Origin of the sequence: Streptomyces sp. NPDC042638, assembly GCF_040647235.1 — a bacterium.
Lineage (GTDB): Bacteria > Actinomycetota > Actinomycetes > Streptomycetales > Streptomycetaceae > Streptomyces > Streptomyces rameus.
The window spans coordinates 88870-109185 of record NZ_JBEZBT010000002.1 but is presented as its reverse complement, the minus strand read 5'-3'; the positions used below and the strand labels follow the sequence as shown (position 1 = coordinate 109185).

The window sequence follows — 20316 nt, the reverse complement described above, 5'->3', positions numbered from 1 at the left end:
CCCGCCCCCGCGGGCTCCACCGACCCCGCGGGCGCCACCGCCCCGGCCCCGGCCTCCGACGCCGGCCTGTGTGCCCGACTGGTCGTCCACTGGGCGCGCGAGGCACTGGACGGCGCCACCTACGGCGACTACCAGTCGATGGGTCTGTCCCACGGGCAGTACGAGATCCTGATGGACGTCGTGGACGCCGGACGGGCCGTCAGACGGCGCCAAGGGCGCCCCGCAGCCGATGAGTTGATGAGGCATCGGGCGCGCACGGCCTGTGCCGCGCGCTATCGCCACGGCGCCCCGACCGGAAGCCCGTGGTCATGAGCGGGATCGGTCCGCCGGAGCCCGGTGAGGGCACGCGCGCGTGGGACGGCCGGCCCCCGCGGGACCCGCGGCCGGCGGGGCGGGCGCGTACGGCTCTGACGGCGTGGTGCGCCCGCCACCGGCGGATCACCTTCACCCTGCTCGCCGCGGCCGTGCTGCTGGCAGGCGGCGGGTACCTCCGCGCCACCCGTCCGCAAGAGCCGCCGCGCCCCCAACGCCCGCGCGCGCAGGTGCCGTACCCCGTCGAGGCGGCGTACGTCACCTATCTCGACGGCCGGCCCGCCCCCGCACACGCGCCGCCGCGCAGCTTCAGCTTCGCCGTCCTACTGAGCGTGACATCGGGACCGCCCGTCACCGTGACGCGGGTGACCCAGCCGTACGCGGGACTGAACCTGACGACGGAACCCCAAGTTCCGTTCCAGACAAGGGCCGGTTCCGCCCGCAAGATCACGATAACGATGCACGTCACGAAATGCGGGAAAGCCCCCAGGAACGCCAGCCTCCCTTTCCTCGACGTAACTCTGCGTAATGCGCGCGCAATACAGGAGCAAAGCTTCATCCTGGGCCGCCGCTACGCACAGCACCTCTCCCAGGCCCTGGAAGTCGCCTGCAGCAACAGACATAGGTAATCAGCAAAACAGCCGAGACGCCTGGTTTGATCATGGCGAGTCCTGCGGGTTCTCAGAATGCGGACGTCGCGAATCCACCTGAATTCCGCCTTCCCGCCCACGGTGTACCGCTGTGCAATACGCCGTGTCATAACAAGAGCGTCACAGCCTCGGCCAGACACTCCTCCACGTTCCCCACACACGCTTAGAGTCACGGCCAGTCACCGCGCCTTCGTATAGTCAAATTTCAGCGCGGCGCGCGACTCGGCCGCTTCCACGGGGAGGCGGTTGTGCCTGGGGAAAGGACTGATCGTGCGTCAACGTTCGCTTATCGCCATCACCGCCGCGCTGGCGGCGGGAGCGCTCACCCTCACCGCCTGCGGCTCGCGCGACAGCGGCGACAAGAAGGGCTCGGACTCCGGCAACGGCGGCACCACCGTCGTCATCGGCGTCGACGCCCCCCTGACCGGCGACCTGTCCGCCATGGGCCTCGGCATCAAGAACTCGGCGGACCTCGCCACCAAGAACGCCAACAAGCAGAACCTCGTCAAGGGCGTCACCTTCAAGATCGAAGCCCTCGACGACCAGGCCCAGCCGTCCGCCGGGCAGCAGAACGCCTCCAAGTTCGTCGGCGAGCAGGAGGTCCTCGGTGTCGTCGGCCCGCTGAACTCCTCCGTGGCCGAGTCGATGCAGAAGGTCTTCGACGACGCCAAACTGGTCGAGGTCTCCCCCGCCAACACCGGCCCCGCCCTCACCCAGGGCGCGGACTGGCAGAACAAGAAGGTCCGCGGGTACAAGTCGTACTTCCGCACCGCGACCACCGACGCCATCCAGGGCCCGTTCGCCGCCCAGTACGTCTACAACGAGGCCAAGAAGAAGAAGGTCTTCGTCATCGACGACAAGAAGACCTACGGCTCCGGCCTCGCCGCCACCTTCACCGAGGAGTACAAGAAGCTCGGCGGCAAGGTGGTCGGCACCGAGCACATCAACCCCGACGCCAAGGACTTCTCCGCGGTCGCCACCAAGGTGAAGAACTCCGGTGCCGAGGTCGTCTACTACGGCGGCGAGTACCCGCAGGCCGGCCCGCTCAGCAAGCAGATCAAGGCCGCCGGCGCCAAGATCCCGCTCGTCGGCGGCGACGGCATCAAGGACGACACCTTCATGAAGCTGGCCGGCTCCGAGGCCACCGGCGACCTCGCCACCTCCGTCGGCGCCCCGGTCGAGGACCTGCCCTCCGCCAAGCAGTTCGTCGCCGACTACAAGGCCGCCGGCTACAAGGAGGGTTACTCCGCCTACGGCGGCTACGCCTACGACTCCGCCTGGGCGGTCATCGAGGCCGTGAAGAAGGTCGTCGACGCGAACGGCGGCAAGCTCCCCTCCGACGCCCGCGCCAAGGTCACCGAGGCCATGCAGGGCGTGGCCTTCGACGGCGTGACCGGCAAGGTCTCCTTCGACGAGTTCGGCGACGCCACCAACAAGCAGCTCACCGTCTACGCCGTGAAGAACGGTGCCTGGGTTCCCGTCAAGTCCGGTACCTACACCGGCTGATCCACGCCTGAACCACTCAAGAGCCGCGCGGGGCGCTGTTCCACTGGCGCCCCGCGCGCACTCGCATCCGGCCACATCCCTCGCACTTTCCGAACGCTCGGAGGACATGCGGTGAACGAACTGCCGCAGCAGCTGGTCAACGGCCTGCTACTAGGATCCATGTACGGGCTGGTCGCCATCGGCTACACAATGGTCTACGGCATCGTCCAGCTCATCAACTTCGCCCATGGCGAGATATTCATGACGGGAGCGTTCGGCGCTCTCACCGTCTGGCTCTGGCTCCCCGGCGGCACCAGCATGTGGCTCGCACTGCCACTGATGATCATCGGTGCCGTCATCGTCGCGGTCGCCATCGCCGTCGGGGCGGAACGGTTCGCCTACCGGCCCCTCCGCACCGCCCCACGCCTCGCGCCCCTGATCACCGCCATCGGCCTCTCCCTCGCTCTCCAGCAGGCGGTGTGGGCCTGGTACCCCGAGGCGAAGTCCGCGCGCACCTTCCCGCAGATCGAGGGCGGCCCGTTCGAGATCGGCAGCGTCACGATCCAGACCGGCGACATCTTCCTCGTCGCCGCCGCCCCGATCAGCATGGCGATCCTCGCCTACTTCGTGATGAAGACCCGCACCGGCCGCGGCATGCAGGCCACCGCCCAGGACCCGGACACCGCCAAGCTGATGGGCGTCAACACCGACCGCATCATCGTGATCGCGTTCGCCCTCGGCGCCGCCTTCGCCGCCGTCGGAGCCGTCGCCTACGGCCTGAAGTACGGCGAGATCAACTTCCGCATGGGCTTCATCCTCGGTCTCAAGGCCTTCACCGCGGCCGTCCTCGGCGGCATCGGCAACATCTACGGCGCCATGATCGGCGGCGTGGTCCTCGGCGTGGCCGAAACCCTGGCCACCGCCTACATCGCCGACATCCCCGGCATGGACAAGTTCGGCAGCCAGTCCTGGGCCGACGTCTGGGCCTTCGTACTCCTCATCCTCGTACTGCTGTTCAGGCCACAGGGCCTGCTCGGCGAGCGCGTCGCGGACAGGGCGTGAGACCGATGACCACACAGACCACCGCACCCGACACCCCCGGCGCCCGCAACGCCGACACCCCCACCGGCCTGCTCCCGCTGCCCGAGAAAGCCGCCCGCGCCCTCGCCCTCGGCGGCAGCGCCCTGACGATCGTCTCCACCTTCCTCGCCTGGACGTGGACCGCGGACTTCCCCGGAGACCTCACCGTCTACGGCTACCCGGGCGGCCTCCAGGTCCTCGTCCTCATCGGCGCACTCATCGCCACCCTGTTCGCACTCGCCTCCTACGGCATCCGCGGCCTGGGCCGGCTGGCGCCCGCCGGCCCCGACGCGGCCCTGAAGTTCGCCACCCTGGCGACCTTCGCCACCAGCTGGTACACGATCATCGCCATCAGCACCGAACTCGGCGGAGTCGTCAACCTCGAACCCGGTGGTTACCTCGTCGCCGTCAGCAGCCTCACCGCCCTGACCGGCGCGCTCGCCCTGCCCTTCCAGCGCCCCCAGCCCGACCCGGCCGACCCCGACGACACCGGCTGGGAGAAGTTCAGGCACACGGCCGCGTACAAGTGGGAGACCACCAAGGCCGTCTTCGCCGCCGGTCCGCCCCGGCCCGTGCCCGCCCTGCCCTCGTACGCGGAAATCCTGATCATCGTCGCCGTCCTCGCACTCGGCCTGGTCGTCTTCACCTACGGCATCGGCACCGAGTACGACGAACTGTTCGTCGGCTTCCTGATCACCGCGGGCTTCGGCTTCGCCGCCCTCAACAAGGCCGGCCTCATCGCACACGCCTCGCAGATCACCTCACGGCACCAGAACATCACCATCTGCGGAGCCTTCGCCGCCGCGGCACTGTTCCCCTTCACCCAGACCAACGACCAGTACGCGACCCTCGGCGTCTACATCCTCATCTTCGCCACCGTCGCCCTCGGCCTGAACATCGTCGTCGGCCTCGCCGGCCTCCTCGACCTCGGATACGTCGCCTTCCTCGGCGTCGGCGCCTACGCCGCCTCCCTGGTCTCCGGCTCCCCCAGCTCACCCTTCCACGTGCACTTCCCGTTCTGGGCCGCCGTCCTCGTCGGCGCCGCCGCCTCCCTGGTCTTCGGCGTACTGATCGGCGCCCCGACACTGCGCCTGCGCGGCGACTACCTCGCCATCGTCACCCTCGGCTTCGGAGAGATCTTCCGCATCACCGCGAACAACCTGGACGGCACCTCCGGACCCGACATCACCAACGGCTCCAACGGCGTCTCCTCCATCCCGAACCTCGACGTCCTCGGCTTCGACTTCGGCGCCCAGCACGACATGGGCGGCTTCACCATCGGCCGCTTCGCCAACTACTTCTTCCTGATGCTCGTCATCACCGCCATCGTCGTGCTGGTCTTCCGCCGCAGCGGCAACTCCCGCATAGGACGCGCCTGGGTCGCCATCCGCGAGGACGAGACCGCCGCACTCGCCATGGGCATCAACGGCTTCCGCGTCAAACTCATCGCCTTCGCCGTCGGTGCCTCCCTCGCCGGTCTCGCCGGCACCGTCCAGGCCCACGTCACCTACACCGTCACCCCCGAGCAGTACCTGTTCGCCGGCCCCATCCCGCCCAACTCCGCGTTCCTGCTCGCCGCCGTCGTCCTCGGCGGCATGGGCACCATCAGCGGCCCCCTGATCGGCGCGGCCCTGCTCTTCCTCATCCCCAACAAACTCCAGTTCCTCGGCAACTACCAGCTCTTCGCCTTCGGCCTCGCACTCATCCTGCTGATGCGATTCCGCCCCGAGGGCCTCATCCCCAACCGGCGCCGCCAGCTCGAGTTCCACGAAGACGCGGAAGCGCCCACCCTCCTGACGAAGGCGGGGGCCTGACCACCATGACCACCGACACCACCACCAAGGACACCCCCGCCGCGCCCGCCACCCCCGGCGAAACCGTCCTCGACGCCCGCGGCGTCACCATGCGCTTCGGCGGCCTGACCGCCGTACGCGGCGTCGACCTCACCGTCAACGCCGGCGAGATCGTCGGCCTCATCGGCCCCAACGGAGCCGGCAAGACCACCTTCTTCAACTGCCTGACCGGCCTGTACATCCCCACCGAGGGCGAGGTCCGCTACAAGGGCGAGTTTCTGCCGCCCAAATCCTTCAAGGTCACCGCCGCCGGCATCGCCCGCACCTTCCAGAACATCCGGCTCTTCGCCAACATGACCGTCCTGGAGAACGTGCTCGTCGGCCGGCACACCCGCACCAAAGAGGGCTTCTGGTCCGCCGTCCTGCGCGGCCCCGGCTTCCACAGGGCCGAGAAGGCGTCCAAGGACCGGGCCATGGAACTGCTGCGGTTCGTCGGCCTGGACCACAAGGCCGAACACCTCGCCCGCAACCTCCCCTACGGCGAACAGCGCAAGCTGGAGATCGCCCGCGCGCTGGCCAGCGAACCCGGCCTGCTGCTGCTCGACGAGCCCACGGCCGGCATGAACCCGCAGGAGACCCGGACCACCGAGGAACTGGTCTTCGCCATCCGCGACATGGGCATCGCCGTCCTCGTCATCGAGCACGACATGCGCTTCATCTTCAACCTCTGCGACCGCGTGGCCGTGCTCGTCCAGGGCGAGAAGCTGATCGAGGGCGACAGCGCCACCGTCCAGGGCGACGAACGCGTGATCGCGGCCTACCTCGGCGAACCCTTCGAGAACGCGCCCGGCGCCGAGGAGGTGGCCGAGGTGGAGGCAGCCGAGGCACACGCCGAGGTCCAGACCGAGACCGCAAAGGCCCAGCCCGGGACTACGACGGACCCCGCGCCCGCCAAGGAGAACGACCGATGACCGCACTGCTCGAAGTGGAGGACCTGAGGGTCGCCTACGGCAAGATCGAAGCCGTCAAAGGCATCTCCTTCAAGGTCGAGGCCGGTCAGGTGGTCACCCTCATCGGCACCAACGGCGCCGGGAAGACCACCACCCTGCGCACCCTCTCCGGACTGCTGAAGCCGGTCGGCGGGCAGATCAGATTCAACGGCAGGTCGCTGAAGAAGGTCCCGCCCCACCAGATCGTCTCGCTCGGCCTCGCTCACTCCCCCGAGGGGCGGCACATCTTCCCGCGCATGAGCATCGAGGACAACCTGCGCCTCGGCGCCTTCCTGCGCAACGACAAACCCGGCATCGAGAAGGACATCCAGCGCGCCTACGACCTCTTCCCCATCCTCGGAGAGCGCCGCAAGCAGGCCGCGGGCACCCTCTCCGGCGGTGAGCAGCAGATGCTCGCGATGGGCAGGGCGCTGATGTCCCAGCCGAAACTGCTCATGCTGGACGAGCCCTCGATGGGCCTGTCCCCCATCATGATGCAGAAGATCATGGCGACGATCGCCGAGCTGAAGTCCCAGGGCACCACGATCCTGCTGGTCGAACAGAACGCCCAGGCGGCGCTCTCGCTCGCCGACCAGGGCCATGTGATGGAGATCGGCAACATCGTCCTGTCCGGCACGGGCCAGGACCTGCTGCACGACGAGTCGGTCCGCAAGGCCTACCTCGGCGAGGACTGACCTCCGGTACACGGCGAGGCCCGCGCCCCCTTCTCCGGGGCACGGGCCTCCCCGTACGCGTACGGTGCTCAGCCGTTCTTCGCGGACTTCTTCTCGTCGTTGTCCGCGATGACCGCCTCGGCGACCTGCTGCATCGACATACGGCGGTCCATCGAGGTCTTCTGGATCCAGCGGAACGCGGCCGGCTCGGTCAGGCCGTACTCGGTCTGCAGAACGGACTTCGCACGGTCGACCAGCTTGCGGGTCTCCAGCCGCAGGGAGAGGTCGGCGACCTCCTTTTCCAGCTGCTTCAGCTCGGTGAACCGGGAGACGGCCATCTCGATCGCCGGGACGACATCGCTCTTGCTGAACGGCTTGACCAGGTAGGCCATGGCACCGGCGTCCCGGGCGCGCTCGACGAGGTCGCGCTGCGAGAACGCGGTGAGCATCAGGACCGGCGCGATGGACTCCTCGGCGATCTTCTCGGCCGCGGAGATGCCGTCCAGCTTGGGCATCTTCACGTCCAGGATGACCAGGTCCGGCTTGTGCTCACGGGCCAGCTCGACAGCCTGCTCACCGTCCCCGGCCTCGCCGACGACCGTGTACCCCTCCTCCTCCAGCATCTCTTTGAGGTCGAGCCGGATCAGGGCCTCGTCCTCGGCGATGACGACACGGGTCGTCAGCGGAGGCACGTGCGACTTGTCGTCGTCGGGCGCGTCTACGGGCTGGGGCGACTCGGCGGTCACGGGGGCTCCTCGTTCAGGGCAGGGGTACTGCTGACAAGAGCCTACCTAGCTACGGTATGGTGGACGCGCGGAGGGTGCTCCTGGACCTTCGTTTTGCAGGAAGCCCCGGTAGCCCAGCGGCAGAGGCACGGTGCTCAAACCACCGACAGCGTGGGTTCAAATCCCACCCGGGGCACTTTTCCTTAGATTACAAGGTCGCGACTTGCAAGCGGAGTATCACGTTCGCGTGGTGCTCCGCTTTTCGGCGCAAGGGCCGGCGTCCAGTGGCCGAGTGTGGTCACGTGTACGACTTCGGTGCCGGCCCCGCTGGGGGGCCGCGACCGCCGTCACCTGGGGCTGTCGTCCTCGCCGATGTGGTGGACCCGGACCATGTTGGTCGAGCCGGAGACACCGGGCGGGGAGCCCGCCGTGATCACCACGACGTCACCCTTCTGGCAGCGGCCGTACTTCAGCAGCAGTTCGTCCACCTGCTCGACCATGGCGTCCGTGGACTCCACGTGCGGGCCGAGGAACGTCTCCGCGCCCCAGGTGAGGCTGAGCTGGGAGCGGGTGGCCGGTTCGGGGGTGAAGGCGAGCAGGGGGATGGGTGAGCGGTAGCGGGAGAGCCGGCGGGCGGTGTCCCCCGACTGGGTGAACGCGACCAGGAACTTCGCCCCGAGGAAGTCGCCCATCTCGGCGGCGGCCCGGGCGACCGCGCCGCCCTGGGTGCGTGGTTTGTTCAGTTCGGTCAGCGGGGGCAGGCCCTTGGCGAGCATGTCCTCCTCCGCGGCGGTGACGATCTTCGCCATGGTGCGGACGGTCTCGACGGGGTATTTGCCGACGCTGGTCTCGCCGGAGAGCATCACCGCGTCGGTGCCGTCCAGGACGGCGTTGGCGACGTCGGAGGCCTCGGCGCGGGTGGGCCGGGAGTTGTCGATCATCGAGTCCAGCATCTGGGTGGCGACGATGACGGGCTTGGCGTTGCGCTTGGCGAGTTTGACGGCTCGCTTCTGGACGATCGGCACCTGTTCCAGCGGCATCTCGACGCCCAGGTCGCCGCGGGCCACCATGAGGCCGTCGAAGGCGGACACGATGCCGTCGAGGTTGGCGACGGCCTGCGGCTTCTCGACCTTGGCGATCACCGGGAGCCGGCGGCTCTCCTCGGCCATGATCCGGTGTACGTCCTTGACGTCGTCGCCGCTGCGGACGAAGGAGAGGGCGATGACGTCGAAGCCGGTGCGCAGCGCCCAGCGCAGGTCGTCCTCGTCCTTCTTGGAGAGGGCGGGGACGGAGACGGCGACGCCGGGGAGGTTGAGGCCCTTGTGGTCGGAGACCACGCCGCCTTCGACCACCCGGGTGCGGACGCGGGGGCCGTCGACGGCGGTGACCTCCAGGCAGACCTTGCCGTCGTCGACGAGGATGCGTTCGCCGGGGGTGACGTCGGTGGCGAGGCCGGCGTAGGTGGTGCCGCACTGGTGGCGGTCGCCCTCGGCGCCGTCCTCGACGGTGATGGTGAAGGTGTCGCCGCGTTCAAGGAGTACCGGTCCTTCGCGGAAGCGGCCGAGCCGGATCTTCGGACCCTGAAGGTCGGCGAGGATTCCGACGCTCCGGCCGGTCTCGTCGGCGGCCTTTCGTACGCGCTGATAGCGCTCCTCGTGTTCGGCGTGAGTGCCGTGGCTGAGGTTGAACCGGGCGATGTCCATTCCGACGTCGACGAGTGCTTTGATCTGGTCGTACGAGTCGGTGGCGGGCCCCAGAGTGCAGACGATCTTTGCTCGGCGCATGAATCCGAGCCTATGCCTTACCCGCGGGTAGAGAATTGGGCTCGTGTGACTACTCAACAGACATTGGGCAAAGGGCTGTTGACAAGTGTTGAATTGTGCGGCGGCCCGCTCCTATGAGCGATGGTCACCAGATCGCGATTTCCCGAACCTGGTGTCGTAGGTCATGTAAAGGATGAATCTAGGTGTCGAGCGCCGGTCTCTAGAGCCCCTCGACGAGCGGGGTGAGCCGCTTGGGCTGCCTGGCCGACGGTACCCGGTCCGCCGGGTCCTCGAGTCCGAAGGAGGTGAAGGCCGTGCGGGACGGCAGCGGGTACGGCTCCTTTCCGGTGACCGAGTTGAGGATGGTGGCGCTGCGCCAGGCGGCCAGGCCCAGGTCGGGGGCGCCGACGCCGTGGGTGTGCAGTTCGGCGTTCTGCACGTACACCGAGCCGGTGACCGAGGGGTCCAGGACGAGGCGGAAGTCGTGGCCGATGCGGGGGCGTTCGCTGCTGTCGCGGCGGACGTAGGGGTCGAGCCCGGCGAGGAGGCGGGTGAGGGGGCGTTCGCGGTAGCCGGTGGCGAGGACGACGGCGTCGGTGGTGAGCCGGGAGCGGCTGTCCTGCTGGAGGTGCTCCAGGTGCAGTTCGATCTTGGTGGTGGCGATCCGGCCGGCGGTGCGGACGCGGACGCCGGGGATGAGGACGGCGTCGGGCCAGCCGCCGTGCAGGGTGCGCCGGTACAGCTCGTCGTGGATGGCGGCGAGGGTGCCGGCGTCGATGCCTTTGTGGAGCTGCCATTGGGCGCGGACCAGCCGGTCGCGGACGGGCTCGGTGAGGGCGTGGAAGTAGCGCGTGTAGTCCGGTGTGAAGTGCTCCAGGCCCAGCTTGGAGTACTCCATCGGTGCGAATGCCTCGGTGCGGCCGATCCAGTGGAGTTTCTCGCGGCCGGCGGGGCGGTGTCTGAGCAGGTCCAGGAAGACCTCGGCGCCGGACTGTCCGGAGCCGACGACGGTGATGTGCTCGGCGGCGAGGACGGAGTCGCGGTGGCCGAGGTAGTCGGCGGCGTGCACGACGGGCACGCCGGGCGCGTCCACCAGGGGGCGGAGGGGGTCGGGCACGTAGGGGGTGGTGCCGACGCCGAGGACGATGTTGCGGGTGTAGGTCCGGCCCAGGGCCTCGGCCTCGCCGTCGGCGTCGAGCTGGGTGTGGTCGACCTCGAACACGTCGCGGTCGGGGTTCCAGCGGACGGCGTCGACCTGGTGGCGGAAGCGCAGTCCGGGCAGGGCTTCGGCGACCCACCGGCAGTAGGCGTCGTATTCGGCGCGCTGGATGTGGAAGCGCTCGGCGAAGTAGAAGGGGAAGAGTCGCTCGCGGGTTCTGAGGTAGCTGAGGAAGCTCCAGGGGCTGGTGGGGTCGACGAGGGTCACCAGGTCGGCGAGGAAGGGCACTTGGATCGTGGCGCCGTCGATGAGGAGTCCGGGGTGCCAGTCGAAGCCGGGCCGTTGTTCGTAGAAGACGGCGTCGAGTTCGGCGAGGGGGTGGGCGAGGGCGGCGAGGGAGAGGTTGCAGGGGCCGATGCCGATGCCGACCAGGTCGCGTGGGGAGTCCGGCTCGTGGCGTTGGGGGTGGGTCATGCGGGGGTGCTTCCTTCGACGAGTTTGAGCAGGTGGGCCAGGTCGTCCGGCCGGGTGTGGGGGTTGAGGACGGTGACCTTGAGCCAGAGCCGGCCGCCGAGCCGGGCGCGGCCGAGGACGGCCAGGCCCTCGTGCAGCAGCCGTCGGCGTACGGCGGCCACGTGGGCGTCGTCGGTGCCGGCCGGCCGGAACAGCACGGTGCTGATGGCGGGCCGGTCGTACAGCTCGAAGCCGGGGTGCTCGCGGATCAGTGCGGCGAACTCGCGGGCCCGGGCGCAGACCTGGTCGACGAGGGTGCCGAGTCCGCTGCGGCCCAGTGTCTTCAGGGTGACAGCGATCTTCAGGATGTCGGGGCGGCGGGTGGTGCGCAGGGAGCGGCCGAGCAGGTCGGGGAGTCCGGCTTCGGTGTCGTCGTCGGCGTTCAGGTAGTCCGCGCGCTGGTGGAGTGCGGCGAGTTCGCCGGGGCGGGCGACGGCGATGAGGCCGGCGGCTGCCGGCTGCCAGCCGAGTTTGTGCAGGTCGAGGGTGACGGTGTGGGCGGCTTCGAGTCCGGCGAGTCTGTCACGGTGGCGGTCGCTGAAGAGGAGGCCGCCGCCGTAGGCGGCGTCGATGTGCAGCCGGGCGCCGTGGGCGGTGCACAGGCCGGCGATCTCGGGCAGGGGGTCGATGAGGCCGGCGTCGGTGGTGCCGGCGGTGGCGGCGACCAGTACGGGGCCGGGTAGTGCGGTGAGGGCCTCGTCGAGGGCGGCCGGGTCGAGGGTGCCGGCGGGTGCCGGGAGCACGACCGGGTCGGGCAGGCCGAGCAGCCAGGCGGCGCGCGGCAGGGAGTGGTGGGCCGCGGCGCCGCACACGAGGCGCAGGTCTGTGCCGTGGGCCTCGCGGGCCAGCAGCAGGGCGAGTTGGTTGGACTCGGTGCCGCCGGTGGTGACGAGGGCGTCGGCGAGCCCGGCCGTGCGGGCGAGGGTGCGGGCGACGGCGGCTTCCATGGCGGAGGCGGCCGGGGCCTGGTCCCAGGAGTCCAGGGAGGGGTTGAGGGCGCTCGCGGCGAGGTCGGCGGCGGTGGCGACGGCGAGTGGCGGGCAGTGCAGATGGGCCGCGCAGAGCGGGTCGGCGGGGTCGGCCGCGCCTGCGGCGAGGGCCTGGACGAGGGTGCGCAGGGCGTCCGGGTCGCCGGTGTCCGGCAGGACGTCGCCGAGGGCGTCGGCGACGCGCGCGGTGACGGCCCGGGGTCCGCCGGGGGGCAGCGGGCCGCCGCGCTCGCCGCGGCCGGCCGCGAGGGCGTCGAGCACGGTGGCGAGGAGCGGGCGCAGGGCGTCGGGGCCGTCGGCGCCCGAGGCGAGCGGCGGCGCGCTCGGGACGTCTCCTCCGCTCATGGGCTCTCCTCCGGGGCGCGGTTCGCCCGGTGGGCCGCGGGGCCCGGGGCTGCCGGCTTGTGGGTGGAGTTCCAGCTTGTACCGGAAGAGAGCCCCGTGTCCCGTAAGCCCGGTGAACGGAACCCGAAAGTGTGTACTGCCCTGCCGGGCGGGCCCGTTCGCGCGGGTGGCCGTGCGCTGTCGGCTAGGCCCGGAAGTCCCCGGCGTGGTCGTGGGCCCACTGGGCGAAGGTGCGGGCCGGGGTGCCGGTGGTCTTCTCCACCGTGCCGGTGATCTCCGGGGGTACGCCGACGGTCTCCGCGAAGGTCTCCAGGAGTCGTTCGAGCATCTGCGGCGGCACGTGCGGGAAGAGTTCCGGGCCCGCCTCGGCCGGGTCGGTCTCCACGAACGTCAGTTTTCTGCCGAGCGCCTCGCCGATGGCGGCGACCTGTCCGGCGTTGCTGACCGCCGCGGGCCCGGTCAGCCGGTGGGCGACGCCCGCGTGTCCGTCGTCGAGCAGGGCGCGTTCGGCGACGGCCGCGATGTCGTCCTCGTGGATGGGGGCGGAGAGCCCGTCCGCGAAGACGCCGCGGACGGTGTCGCCGGTGCGGATCTGCGGGCTCCACTGGAGCGCGTTGGTGGCGAAGGCGTTGGGGCGCAGGAACGTCCAGGAGAGCCCGCTGTCACGGACGTGCCGCTCGGCGGTGGCGTGCATGACGTGGATGGGGTGGGTCTCGTCGGCGCCTTCCTGGATGATGCCGCTGGAGAGCAGGACGACGTGCCGCACCCCGTGGTCGCGGGCCGCGGCCGTCAGCGCGGGCGTGGCGGCCTGTGCGTACAGGAAGAGCTTCGTCGCCCCGGCGAACATGGCGGCGGGGTCGTCCGGCTCGAACCGCGCGACCTCGGCCTGCCCGGGCAGCGCGGCCCGCCGGGGGTCGCGGGTCAGGGCGCGGACGGGCTGTCCCGCGGCGAGGAGACGGTCGACGAGAGCACGGCCGACGTTGCCGGTCGCGCCGGTCACTACGATCACGGGGCTGCCTCCATGGGGCGGGTGTCGGTCGGTGACCGTCCGAGCCTAGGAGGGCGGCCGGTCCCCCGCATCGTCGGCAGGGACCAGCCACGCCCTACGTCGCGGGACCTACTCCGGTGTTCCTCCGCCCCGTACGCGCAGCGCGCGGGACAGGTCGTCGAGGCGGTCGGCGAGGGTGCGGCGCAGCGCCGGGGTGAGCTCGGCGTCGCGCAGGCACTCCTCGCCGAGCCGCAGGTTCTCGGCGTCGACGGCGTGCGCGGGGAAGGCCCAGCGGCCAGCGGCGACGGCGATGGCGGGGCCGCGGCGGGCGGCGAGGGCGACCGCATCGGGGTAGAAGCGGGGCACGTACTCCTGGATCAGTTCGGCCTGTTCGGGCTGCCAGAAGCCCTGTGCGGTGGCCGTGAAGAGGTAGTTGGACAGGTCGTCGCGGGTGAACATCGCCTCCCAGGCGGCGCGTTTGGCGGCCGGGTCGGGCAGGGCGGCGCGGCAGCGGGCGGCGCCTTCCTGGCCGGTGGCGCTCGGGTCGCGGGCCAGTTCGGCGGCGATGGCGTCCTCGTCGGTGGCGCCGAGGACGGCGAGCCGGGCGAGGATGTGCCAGCGCAGCTCGGGGTCGAGTTCCGGTCCGCCGGGCACGGTGCCGTCGGCGAGCCAGGCGGCGATGGTCTCCGGGTGGGCGGCCACGCCGATCAGGTGCCGTACGGCGATCAGCCGCAGGCCGGGGTGGTCTCCGTCCTCGGTGCGCCGCAGCAGGTCGCGGCAGAGGGAGGTGAGGGTGGCCAGGGCGGCCGGCCGGTCCTGCGGTGCCAGGTACTGCTCGGTGAGCTGGCCGGCGGCGAAGGCGAGGACGCCCTGGGTGACGGCCAGGTCGGTCTCGCGCGGGAGGTGGGCGCGGGCCGTCTCCAGGTAGGCGGCGGGTGGGAGCTCGCCGTCGCGGACGGCGTCCCGGAGGGCGTTCCAGACGACCGCGCGGGTCAGCGGGTCGGGCAGGCCGGACAGGCCGGTGCGGACCGTCTCGAAGGACGTGGTGTCGAAGCGGACCTTGGCGTAGGTGATGTCTCCGTCGTTGAGGAGGACCAGCGCGGGGCGCTTGCCGATGGGCTGCGGGGCGGCCTGCGGGACGTCTAGGTCGATGCGCTCGCGCAGCACCAGCCGGCCCTCGTCGGCGATGTCGTGGTCGTACAGGCCGGCGCTGAGGCGGTGCGGGCGGCTGCCCGTGCGGTCGGCGGTGAGCGTGCAGGTGCCGTCGGCGGCGGTGATCACCGGGGTGAGCGTGTCGACGCCGGTGGTGCGCAGCCAGTCGTCGGCCCAGGCGGGCACGTCGCGGTCGGTGGCCGAGGCGAGGGAGTCGATGAAGTCGGCGAGGGTGGCGTTGCCGAACTTGTGCCGCTTGAAGTGGGTGTTGATGCCGGCGAGGAAGTCCTTCTCGCCGAGCCAGGCGGCCAGCTGGCGCAGCGCGGAGGCGCCCTTGGCGTAGGAGATGCCGTCGAAGTTGAGCAGGGCGGAGGCGGTGTCGTCGACGTTCTCGGGGGCGACCGGGTGGGTGGTGGGCCGCTGGTCGGCGTCGTAGCCCCAGGCCTTGCGGGTCACGCCGAACTCGGTCCAGGGGTCGGTGAAGCGGGTGGCCTCGGCGGTGGTCTGGTAGCCCATGTACTCGGCGAAGGACTCGTTCAGCCAGATGTCGTCCCACCACTTGAGGGTGACGAGGTCGCCGAACCACATGTGGGCCATCTCGTGCGCGATGACCATGGCGCGGGTCTGCCGTTCGGTGTCGGTGACGGCGGAGCGGTAGACGAATTCGTCGCGGAAGGTGACCAGGCCGGGGTTCTCCATGGCGCCCGCGTTGAACTCGGGGACGAACGCCTGGTCGTAGGAGTCGAAGGGGTAGGGCTCCTCGAACTTCTCGTGGTAGCGGTCGAAGCACGCGCGCGTGATGCCGAGGATCTCGTCGGCGTCGGTGTCGAGGTGGGGCGCGAGGGAGCGGCGGCAGTGGATGCCGAAGGGCAGTCCGCGGTGCTCGGTGCGCACCGAGTGCCAGGGGCCGGCGGCGACGGCGACCAGGTAGGTGGAGATCGGCGGGGTGGTCGCGGACTGCCAGACGCCGTCGGCGCGGCGGGCGGTGACGCCGTTGGCGAGGACGGTCCAGCCCTCGGGCGCCGTGACCGAGACGTCGAAGACGGCCTTGAGGTCGGGCTGGTCGAAGGCGGCGAAGATCCGCTGGACGTCGTCCATGAACATCTGGGTGTAGACGTAGGTCTCGCCGTCGCTGGGGTCCGTGAAGCGGTGCATGCCCTCGCCGGTGCGGGAGTAGCGCATGACCGCGTGGACGCGCAGCTCGTGCTCGCCGGCGGTGAGGTTCTTCAGCGGCAGCCGGTCCTCGTTCAGCGACTCCGGGTCGAGGGGCTGTCCGTCGAGCGTGACGCTGCGCAGTTCGGCGGGCTTCAGTTCGACGAACGTGTTCCCGTCGGACCGGGCGGTGAACCGGATCACGGTACGGGAGTCGAAGGTCTCGTCACCGGTGGTGAGGTCCAGTTCGACCGTGTACCGGTGGACATCGAGGAACTGTGCTCGGAGCTGCGCTTCGTCGCGCGTGAGAACGGACATGCAGGCCATGCTGCCTGATGGGGCCGACAGCGCACAGGGGTGGGCCGGTACGAGGCTGTTGTCGGCCATGCTCCCCGGGCCGGCCCCCTCACCGACCACACCCCCGCCCACCCCGGCCGGGGAGCCCACTCCCCGGCCGACCCCTGGCCGCCCTCGGGTCGGCCTCTGGCCTCTCCGGCCGGCGCCCGGCCGACGCCTGGCCGGTCCGGTCGGCGCCCGGCCGACGCCCGATCGGCCCCTGGTCGCTCCCCGGTCGGCGCCTGGTCGCTCCGGTCAACGACCGGCCTGCGCCCGGCCGACCTGGTCCTCCGGCTGACACCTGGCCGCTCCCGTCGGCGCCCGGCCGACGCCTGGCCGATGCCCGGCTGGCTCCTGGCCGGTCTCCGTTCGGCCCCTGGCCGGTGTCCGGTCGGCGCCTGGCCGCTCTCCGGCCGGCCCTTGGTCGGTGCCCGGCCGCCACCTGGCCGGTATCCACTCGGCCCCTGGCCGCTCCCGGCCGACACCTGACCGGTCTCCGCCATAGGCGCTCCGGCCGGTGCTCAGCCGCTCCCGCCGGCCCCTGGTCGCTCCGGCCGGCGCCCGGCCCGCTCCTAGCCGGTATCCACTCGGCCTGGCCTCTCCTGGCCGACACCTGGCCGGTCTCCACTCGGCCCATGGTCGGCCCCGGGTCGCTCCGGCCGGTGGCCGGTCGGCTCCCGGCCGGAGCCCGGCGACAGTCCCTTGGTCGCTCCGGTCGGCTCCCGGCCGGAGCCCGGCGACGGTCCCTTGGTCGCTCCGGTCGGCTCCTAGCCGGTCTCCGCTCGGACCCTGGCCGCTCCCGGCCGACACCTGACCGGTCTCCGCCATGGGCGCTCCGGCCGGTGCCCAGCCGCTCCCGCCGGCCCCTGCTCGCTCCGGTCGGCGCCCGGCCCGCTCCTGGCCGGTATCCACTCGGCCCCCGGCCGCTCCCCGGTCGGCGCCTGGCCGCTCCCGGCCGGCGCCTGGCCGGTATCCACTCGTCCTGGTCGGCTGTCGGTCAGTCCCCGTGGGTCGGGCGGCCGTTGTGGGTGTCCTCGGCGATCCGCTCGTGGTGCCGGATGACCTCGGCGATGATGAAGTTCAGGAACTTCTCGGCGAACGCCGGATCGAGCTTGGCGTTCTCGGCGAGGCGGCGCAGCCGGTCGATCTGCCTCGCCTCGCGGGCCGGGTCGGCGGGCGGCAGCTGGTGCAGGGCCTTGAGCCGGCCGACCTGCTGGGTGCACTTGAAACGCTCGGCGAGCATGTGGACGACGGCCGCGTCGATGTTGTCGATGCTGTCGCGCAGCCGATCCAGTTCGTGGCGGACGTCGGGGTCCACGGCGCCGGTGCCGGTGTTGCTGGTGGTCATGAGGGTCAACCCTATGCGCTGGGCCGGGCCGGTCCACGGCGTGTCCGAGGACTGGATCACCGGCGGATCACCGGGGTCCGGGACGCGGTCGCTCCAGCCGCCGGGGACGGTGCGGCCCTGCCGGGCGCGGAACCGGACGGGGGCGACGCCCACGCGCCGGGTGAACAGCCGGGAGAAGTAGGCGGGGTCGTCGTAGCCGACGCGGCGGGCGACGGCCGCGACGGGCAGCTCGGTGGCGGCGAGGAGTTCCTTGGCCCGGCCGAGGCGGATGCCCAGCAGGTAGTCCTTCGGGCTGCATCCGGCCGCCCGGCGGACCGCTCCGCGCAGTTCGGCGGTGGTCATGCCGTGCCGGGCGGCGTGGTCGGCGACGCTCATCGGTGTGCAGGCGTCCCGGGCCAGCGCCGCCAGCACCTGGTCGCCGTCGGGGGCGAGGTCGGCGCGGGCGCGGCGCAGCGCGACGAGGAGTTCGTGGACGGCGGCGCCGGTCTCCACCTCCAGCAGGGGGTTGCCGCGCCGGGCGGCGCGGGCGATGCGGGTGATGACCGTGCGGGGCCCGGAGGCGTCGGAGAGGGGGACGACGGGCCGGTCGGGTTCGATGTAGCCGAGTTCGCGGTAGGCCGCGGTGGCGGACCCGGTGAAGTCGACGAAACCCTCGTCCCAGCCGGTGTCGGGGTCGGGCGCGTAGTGGTGGGGCACGCCGGGGGTGAGCCACAGCAGCGCGGGCGCGGTGACGGTCGTACGGCGGCCGTCGGCGGCCCGGTACCAGCCGGCGCCCGAGCGGATCACCACGGCCACGTGGTGGTCGAGGGTCCGGGGGCCGACGGTGGGCAGCGCGCCGTGCTGGAGGCCGACGCCCAGGCAGACCAGGCCGAGGCGCTGGTGGGCGGGGCCGGGGCTGAAGAACCGCATCCAGGTCCGGTACATCGGCGCTCCTGACGGTGTCGGCGGACTCCTGCGGGCCGGGCGGGCGGACGCAGGGACCGCGCCCGCGGAACGTTTGTCCAAGCAGCGCCGATCTTCGTCCATGGTGCTGGTCACGGGAAGAGGTGACGCTGGGGCGCATGAGCGAGTTCACGGTGGGGGAATCGGGCTTCCTGCTGGACGGGCGCCCGGTACGGCTGCTGTCCGGGGCGCTGCACTACTTCCGGGTGCACGAGGCCCAGTGGGGGCACCGGCTGGCGATGCTGCGGGCGATGGGCCTGAACTGCGTGGAGACGTACGTGCCGTGGAATCTGCACCAGCCGCGCCCCGGAGTGTGCCGGGACGTGGGGGCGGTCGGCCGGTTCCTGGACGCGGTGCGCGAGGCGGGCCTGTGGGCGATCGTGCGGCCGGGTCCCTACAGCTGTGCCGAGTGGGAGAACGGCGGGCTGCCGGCGTGGCTGACGGGTGAGCCGGGCACGCGCGTGCGTACGCGTGACGAGCGCTTTCTGTGCCACGTCCGCGACTGGTGGGGTCGGCTGCTGCCCGAGATCGTGCCCCGCCAGCTCGACCGCGGCGGCCCGGTGATCATGGTCCAGGTGGAGAACGAGTACGGCAGTTACGGCAGCGACACCCGTTATCTGGAGGAGCTGGCCGGTCTGCTGCGCGCGGGCGGGGTCACGGCCGCGCTGTTCACCTCGGACGGCCCCGAGGACCACATGCTGACCGGGGGGTCGCTGCCCGGCGTGCTGGCCACGGTGAACTTCGGCTCCCACGCGCGCGAGGCCTTCGACGCACTGCGCCGCCACCGTCCCCGGGGCCCGCTGATGTGCACGGAGTTCTGGTGCGGCTGGTTCGACCACTGGGCCGGTGAGCACGCCGTACGGGATCCGGAGGACGCCGCCGGGGCGTTGCGCGAGATCCTGGAGTGCGGGGCGTCGGTGAACCTCTACATGGCGCACGGCGGCACGGCTTTCGGCGGCTGGGCGGGCGCCAACCGGGGTGGCGATCTGCACGACGGTCCCCTGGAGCCGGACGTGACCTCGTACGACTACGACGCGCCGGTGGACGAGTACGGCCGCCCCACCGAGAAGTTCTGGCGCTTCCGCGAGCTGCTGTCCGCCGGCCGGGCCGGCCCGCTGCCCGGCCTGCCGCCGCGGCCCGACGTGCTGGGCGCCCCGGCCGAGGCGGCGCTCAGGGGCTGGGCGCCCCTGCCGGCCGTCCTGGAGGCACTGGGCGGCCCGGAGACGGTCACTGCCGTGCCGCCCACGTTCGAGGAGCTGGGGGTCACCCGGGGCCTGGTCCGCTACGAGGTCGGTGTGCCCGGCCCGCGCCGGCCCTACCAGCTGACCGTGCGCGGGCTGCGGGACCTGGCCGTGGTGTACGTGGACGGTGAGCGGGCCGGGGTGCTCACGGAGGAGGAACCGCGGCTGAGGGAGCCCGTCGCGGGCCCCGCGCGCGTGGAGCTGTGGGTGGAGAACCTGGGGCGGGTGAACTACGGGCCGCGCCTAGGCGAGGCGAAGGGCGTCACCGGCGGCGTCCTGCACGAACGGCAGTATCTGCACGGGGTGCGCGCGCGTGGGCTGGACCTGGACGCGTTCGCCGGCGGTGTCGGGGCGGTGCCCTTCGGTGCGCTGCCCCGGGCGGGGGCGCCGGGGCTGTACCGGGGCACGGTCACGGTCCGCGGGGCCGGCGACGCCCGGCTGGAGCTGCCGGGCGGGACGCGCGGGTTCGTCTGGATCAACGGCTTCGGCCTGGGCCGTTACTGGTCGGCGGGCCCCCAGCGGTCGCTGTACGTGCCCGGTCCGGTACTGCGGGAGGGCGAGAACGAGGTGTGGCTGCTGGAACTGGACGCGCCGGACGGGGCGGCCACGGGCCTGCCGGCGCCCCGCCTGCGGCCTGTGTGACGCGGCGTTCGCCCCCTGTGTACGGCCTCTCCCGCCTA

15 protein-coding genes, 1 tRNA gene and 1 pseudogene are annotated in these 20316 nt (G+C 71.5%); 9 read left to right on the top strand and 8 right to left on the bottom strand.

Features of this window, described 5'->3' with window-relative positions; genetic code table 11:
* From AB0B40_RS02080 to AB0B40_RS02050, 7 genes are all read left to right on the top strand, one after another.
* On the top strand, positions 1-312 hold a 312-nt coding region (locus AB0B40_RS02080), incomplete at its 5' end, for a hypothetical protein (protein ID WP_362262173.1).
* Complete coding sequence (locus AB0B40_RS02075; RefSeq protein ID WP_345050613.1) at positions 309-941, top strand: Tat pathway signal sequence domain protein; 633 nt, start codon at positions 309-311, stop codon at positions 939-941. The genes AB0B40_RS02080 and AB0B40_RS02075, both read left to right, overlap by 4 nt.
* Before the next feature lie 291 nt (positions 942-1232).
* Positions 1233-2468, top strand: a complete 1236-nt coding sequence (locus AB0B40_RS02070; protein WP_345050611.1) for a branched-chain amino acid ABC transporter substrate-binding protein — start codon at positions 1233-1235, stop codon at positions 2466-2468.
* A 111-nt stretch (positions 2469-2579) separates the two neighbouring features.
* Positions 2580-3509 (top strand): branched-chain amino acid ABC transporter permease, encoded by a 930-nt coding sequence (locus tag AB0B40_RS02065; protein ID WP_345050609.1) that lies wholly within the window; start codon positions 2580-2582, stop codon positions 3507-3509.
* A 5-nt stretch (positions 3510-3514) separates the two neighbouring features.
* A complete protein-coding gene (locus AB0B40_RS02060) occupies positions 3515-5341 on the top strand; it encodes a branched-chain amino acid ABC transporter permease (RefSeq protein WP_345050606.1) in 1827 nt (608 codons plus the stop codon).
* A gap of 5 nt (positions 5342-5346) precedes the next feature.
* Positions 5347-6291: an ABC transporter ATP-binding protein gene (locus AB0B40_RS02055; protein WP_362262168.1), complete on the top strand. Its 945-nt coding sequence runs from the start codon at positions 5347-5349 to the stop codon at positions 6289-6291.
* A complete protein-coding gene (locus tag AB0B40_RS02050) occupies positions 6288-7004 on the top strand; it encodes an ABC transporter ATP-binding protein (RefSeq protein WP_345050602.1) in 717 nt (238 codons plus the stop codon). Before AB0B40_RS02055 ends, AB0B40_RS02050 begins: the two co-directional genes overlap by 4 nt.
* 68 nt (positions 7005-7072) lie before the next feature.
* Here AB0B40_RS02050 and AB0B40_RS02045 read toward each other — a convergent pair whose 3' ends face one another.
* A complete protein-coding gene (locus tag AB0B40_RS02045) occupies positions 7073-7729 on the bottom strand; it encodes a response regulator (protein WP_345050599.1) in 657 nt (218 codons plus the stop codon).
* A 102-nt stretch (positions 7730-7831) separates the two neighbouring features.
* Here AB0B40_RS02045 and AB0B40_RS02040 point away from each other — a divergent pair.
* Positions 7832-7904 (top strand) — tRNA-Leu (locus AB0B40_RS02040).
* 151 nt (positions 7905-8055) lie between these two features.
* On the opposite strand, the gene pyk is transcribed toward AB0B40_RS02040, so the two are convergent.
* The 7 genes and pseudogenes from pyk to AB0B40_RS02005 all read right to left on the bottom strand — a co-directional run.
* The gene (pyk, locus tag AB0B40_RS02035; RefSeq protein WP_362262164.1) at positions 8056-9492 is read right to left on the bottom strand and encodes a pyruvate kinase; all 1437 of its coding nucleotides are present in this window, start codon (positions 9490-9492) and stop codon (positions 8056-8058) included.
* Positions 9493-9691: 199 nt separating this feature from the next.
* Entirely contained in the window at positions 9692-11104 is a 1413-nt protein-coding gene (locus tag AB0B40_RS02030) for a SidA/IucD/PvdA family monooxygenase (protein WP_345050594.1), read from the bottom strand.
* On the bottom strand, positions 11101-12477 hold the full coding sequence (locus AB0B40_RS02025) for an aminotransferase class V-fold PLP-dependent enzyme (RefSeq protein WP_362262161.1): 1377 nt from the start codon (positions 12475-12477) through the stop codon (positions 11101-11103). Before AB0B40_RS02025 ends, AB0B40_RS02030 begins: the two co-directional genes overlap by 4 nt.
* A gap of 184 nt (positions 12478-12661) precedes the next feature.
* Positions 12662-13486: an NAD(P)H-binding protein gene (locus AB0B40_RS02020; RefSeq protein WP_345050589.1), complete on the bottom strand. Its 825-nt coding sequence runs from the start codon at positions 13484-13486 to the stop codon at positions 12662-12664.
* A gap of 108 nt (positions 13487-13594) precedes the next feature.
* On the bottom strand, positions 13595-16087 hold the full coding sequence (gene pepN, locus AB0B40_RS02015; protein WP_345050586.1) for an aminopeptidase N: 2493 nt from the start codon (positions 16085-16087) through the stop codon (positions 13595-13597).
* 1015 nt (positions 16088-17102) lie between these two features.
* Positions 17103-17453, bottom strand: a complete 351-nt coding sequence (locus AB0B40_RS02010; RefSeq protein ID WP_345050969.1) for a chorismate mutase — start codon at positions 17451-17453, stop codon at positions 17103-17105.
* Positions 17454-17504: 51 nt separating this feature from the next.
* A pseudogene (locus AB0B40_RS02005) lies at positions 17505-18377 on the bottom strand (AraC family transcriptional regulator); the annotation flags it as partial.
* 137 nt (positions 18378-18514) lie between these two features.
* Between AB0B40_RS02005 and AB0B40_RS02000 the strand changes: the two are divergent.
* On the top strand, positions 18515-20278 hold the full coding sequence (locus AB0B40_RS02000) for a beta-galactosidase family protein (RefSeq protein WP_362262156.1): 1764 nt from the start codon (positions 18515-18517) through the stop codon (positions 20276-20278).
* The last annotated feature ends 38 nt before the right edge of the window (positions 20279-20316 follow it).

What these genes read in the sequence shown, in the direction of transcription:
- AB0B40_RS02075 (WP_345050613.1), top strand. Translation starts at nt 309, where the DNA reads ATGAGCGGGATCGGTCCGCCGGAGCCCGGTGAGGGCACGCGCGCGTGG.
- AB0B40_RS02060 (WP_345050606.1), top strand. Translation starts at nt 3,515, where the DNA reads ATGACCACACAGACCACCGCACCCGACACCCCCGGCGCCCGCAACGCC.
- AB0B40_RS02055 (WP_362262168.1), top strand. Translation starts at nt 5,347, where the DNA reads ATGACCACCGACACCACCACCAAGGACACCCCCGCCGCGCCCGCCACC.
- AB0B40_RS02050 (WP_345050602.1), top strand. Translation starts at nt 6,288, where the DNA reads ATGACCGCACTGCTCGAAGTGGAGGACCTGAGGGTCGCCTACGGCAAG.
- pyk (WP_362262164.1), bottom strand. Translation starts at nt 9,492, where the DNA reads ATGCGCCGAGCAAAGATCGTCTGCACTCTGGGGCCCGCCACCGACTCG.
- AB0B40_RS02030 (WP_345050594.1), bottom strand. Translation starts at nt 11,104, where the DNA reads ATGACCCACCCCCAACGCCACGAGCCGGACTCCCCACGCGACCTGGTC.
- AB0B40_RS02025 (WP_362262161.1), bottom strand. Translation starts at nt 12,477, where the DNA reads ATGAGCGGAGGAGACGTCCCGAGCGCGCCGCCGCTCGCCTCGGGCGCC.
- pepN (WP_345050586.1), bottom strand. Translation starts at nt 16,087, where the DNA reads ATGTCCGTTCTCACGCGCGACGAAGCGCAGCTCCGAGCACAGTTCCTC.
- AB0B40_RS02010 (WP_345050969.1), bottom strand. Translation starts at nt 17,453, where the DNA reads ATGACCACCAGCAACACCGGCACCGGCGCCGTGGACCCCGACGTCCGC.
- AB0B40_RS02000 (WP_362262156.1), top strand. Translation starts at nt 18,515, where the DNA reads ATGAGCGAGTTCACGGTGGGGGAATCGGGCTTCCTGCTGGACGGGCGC.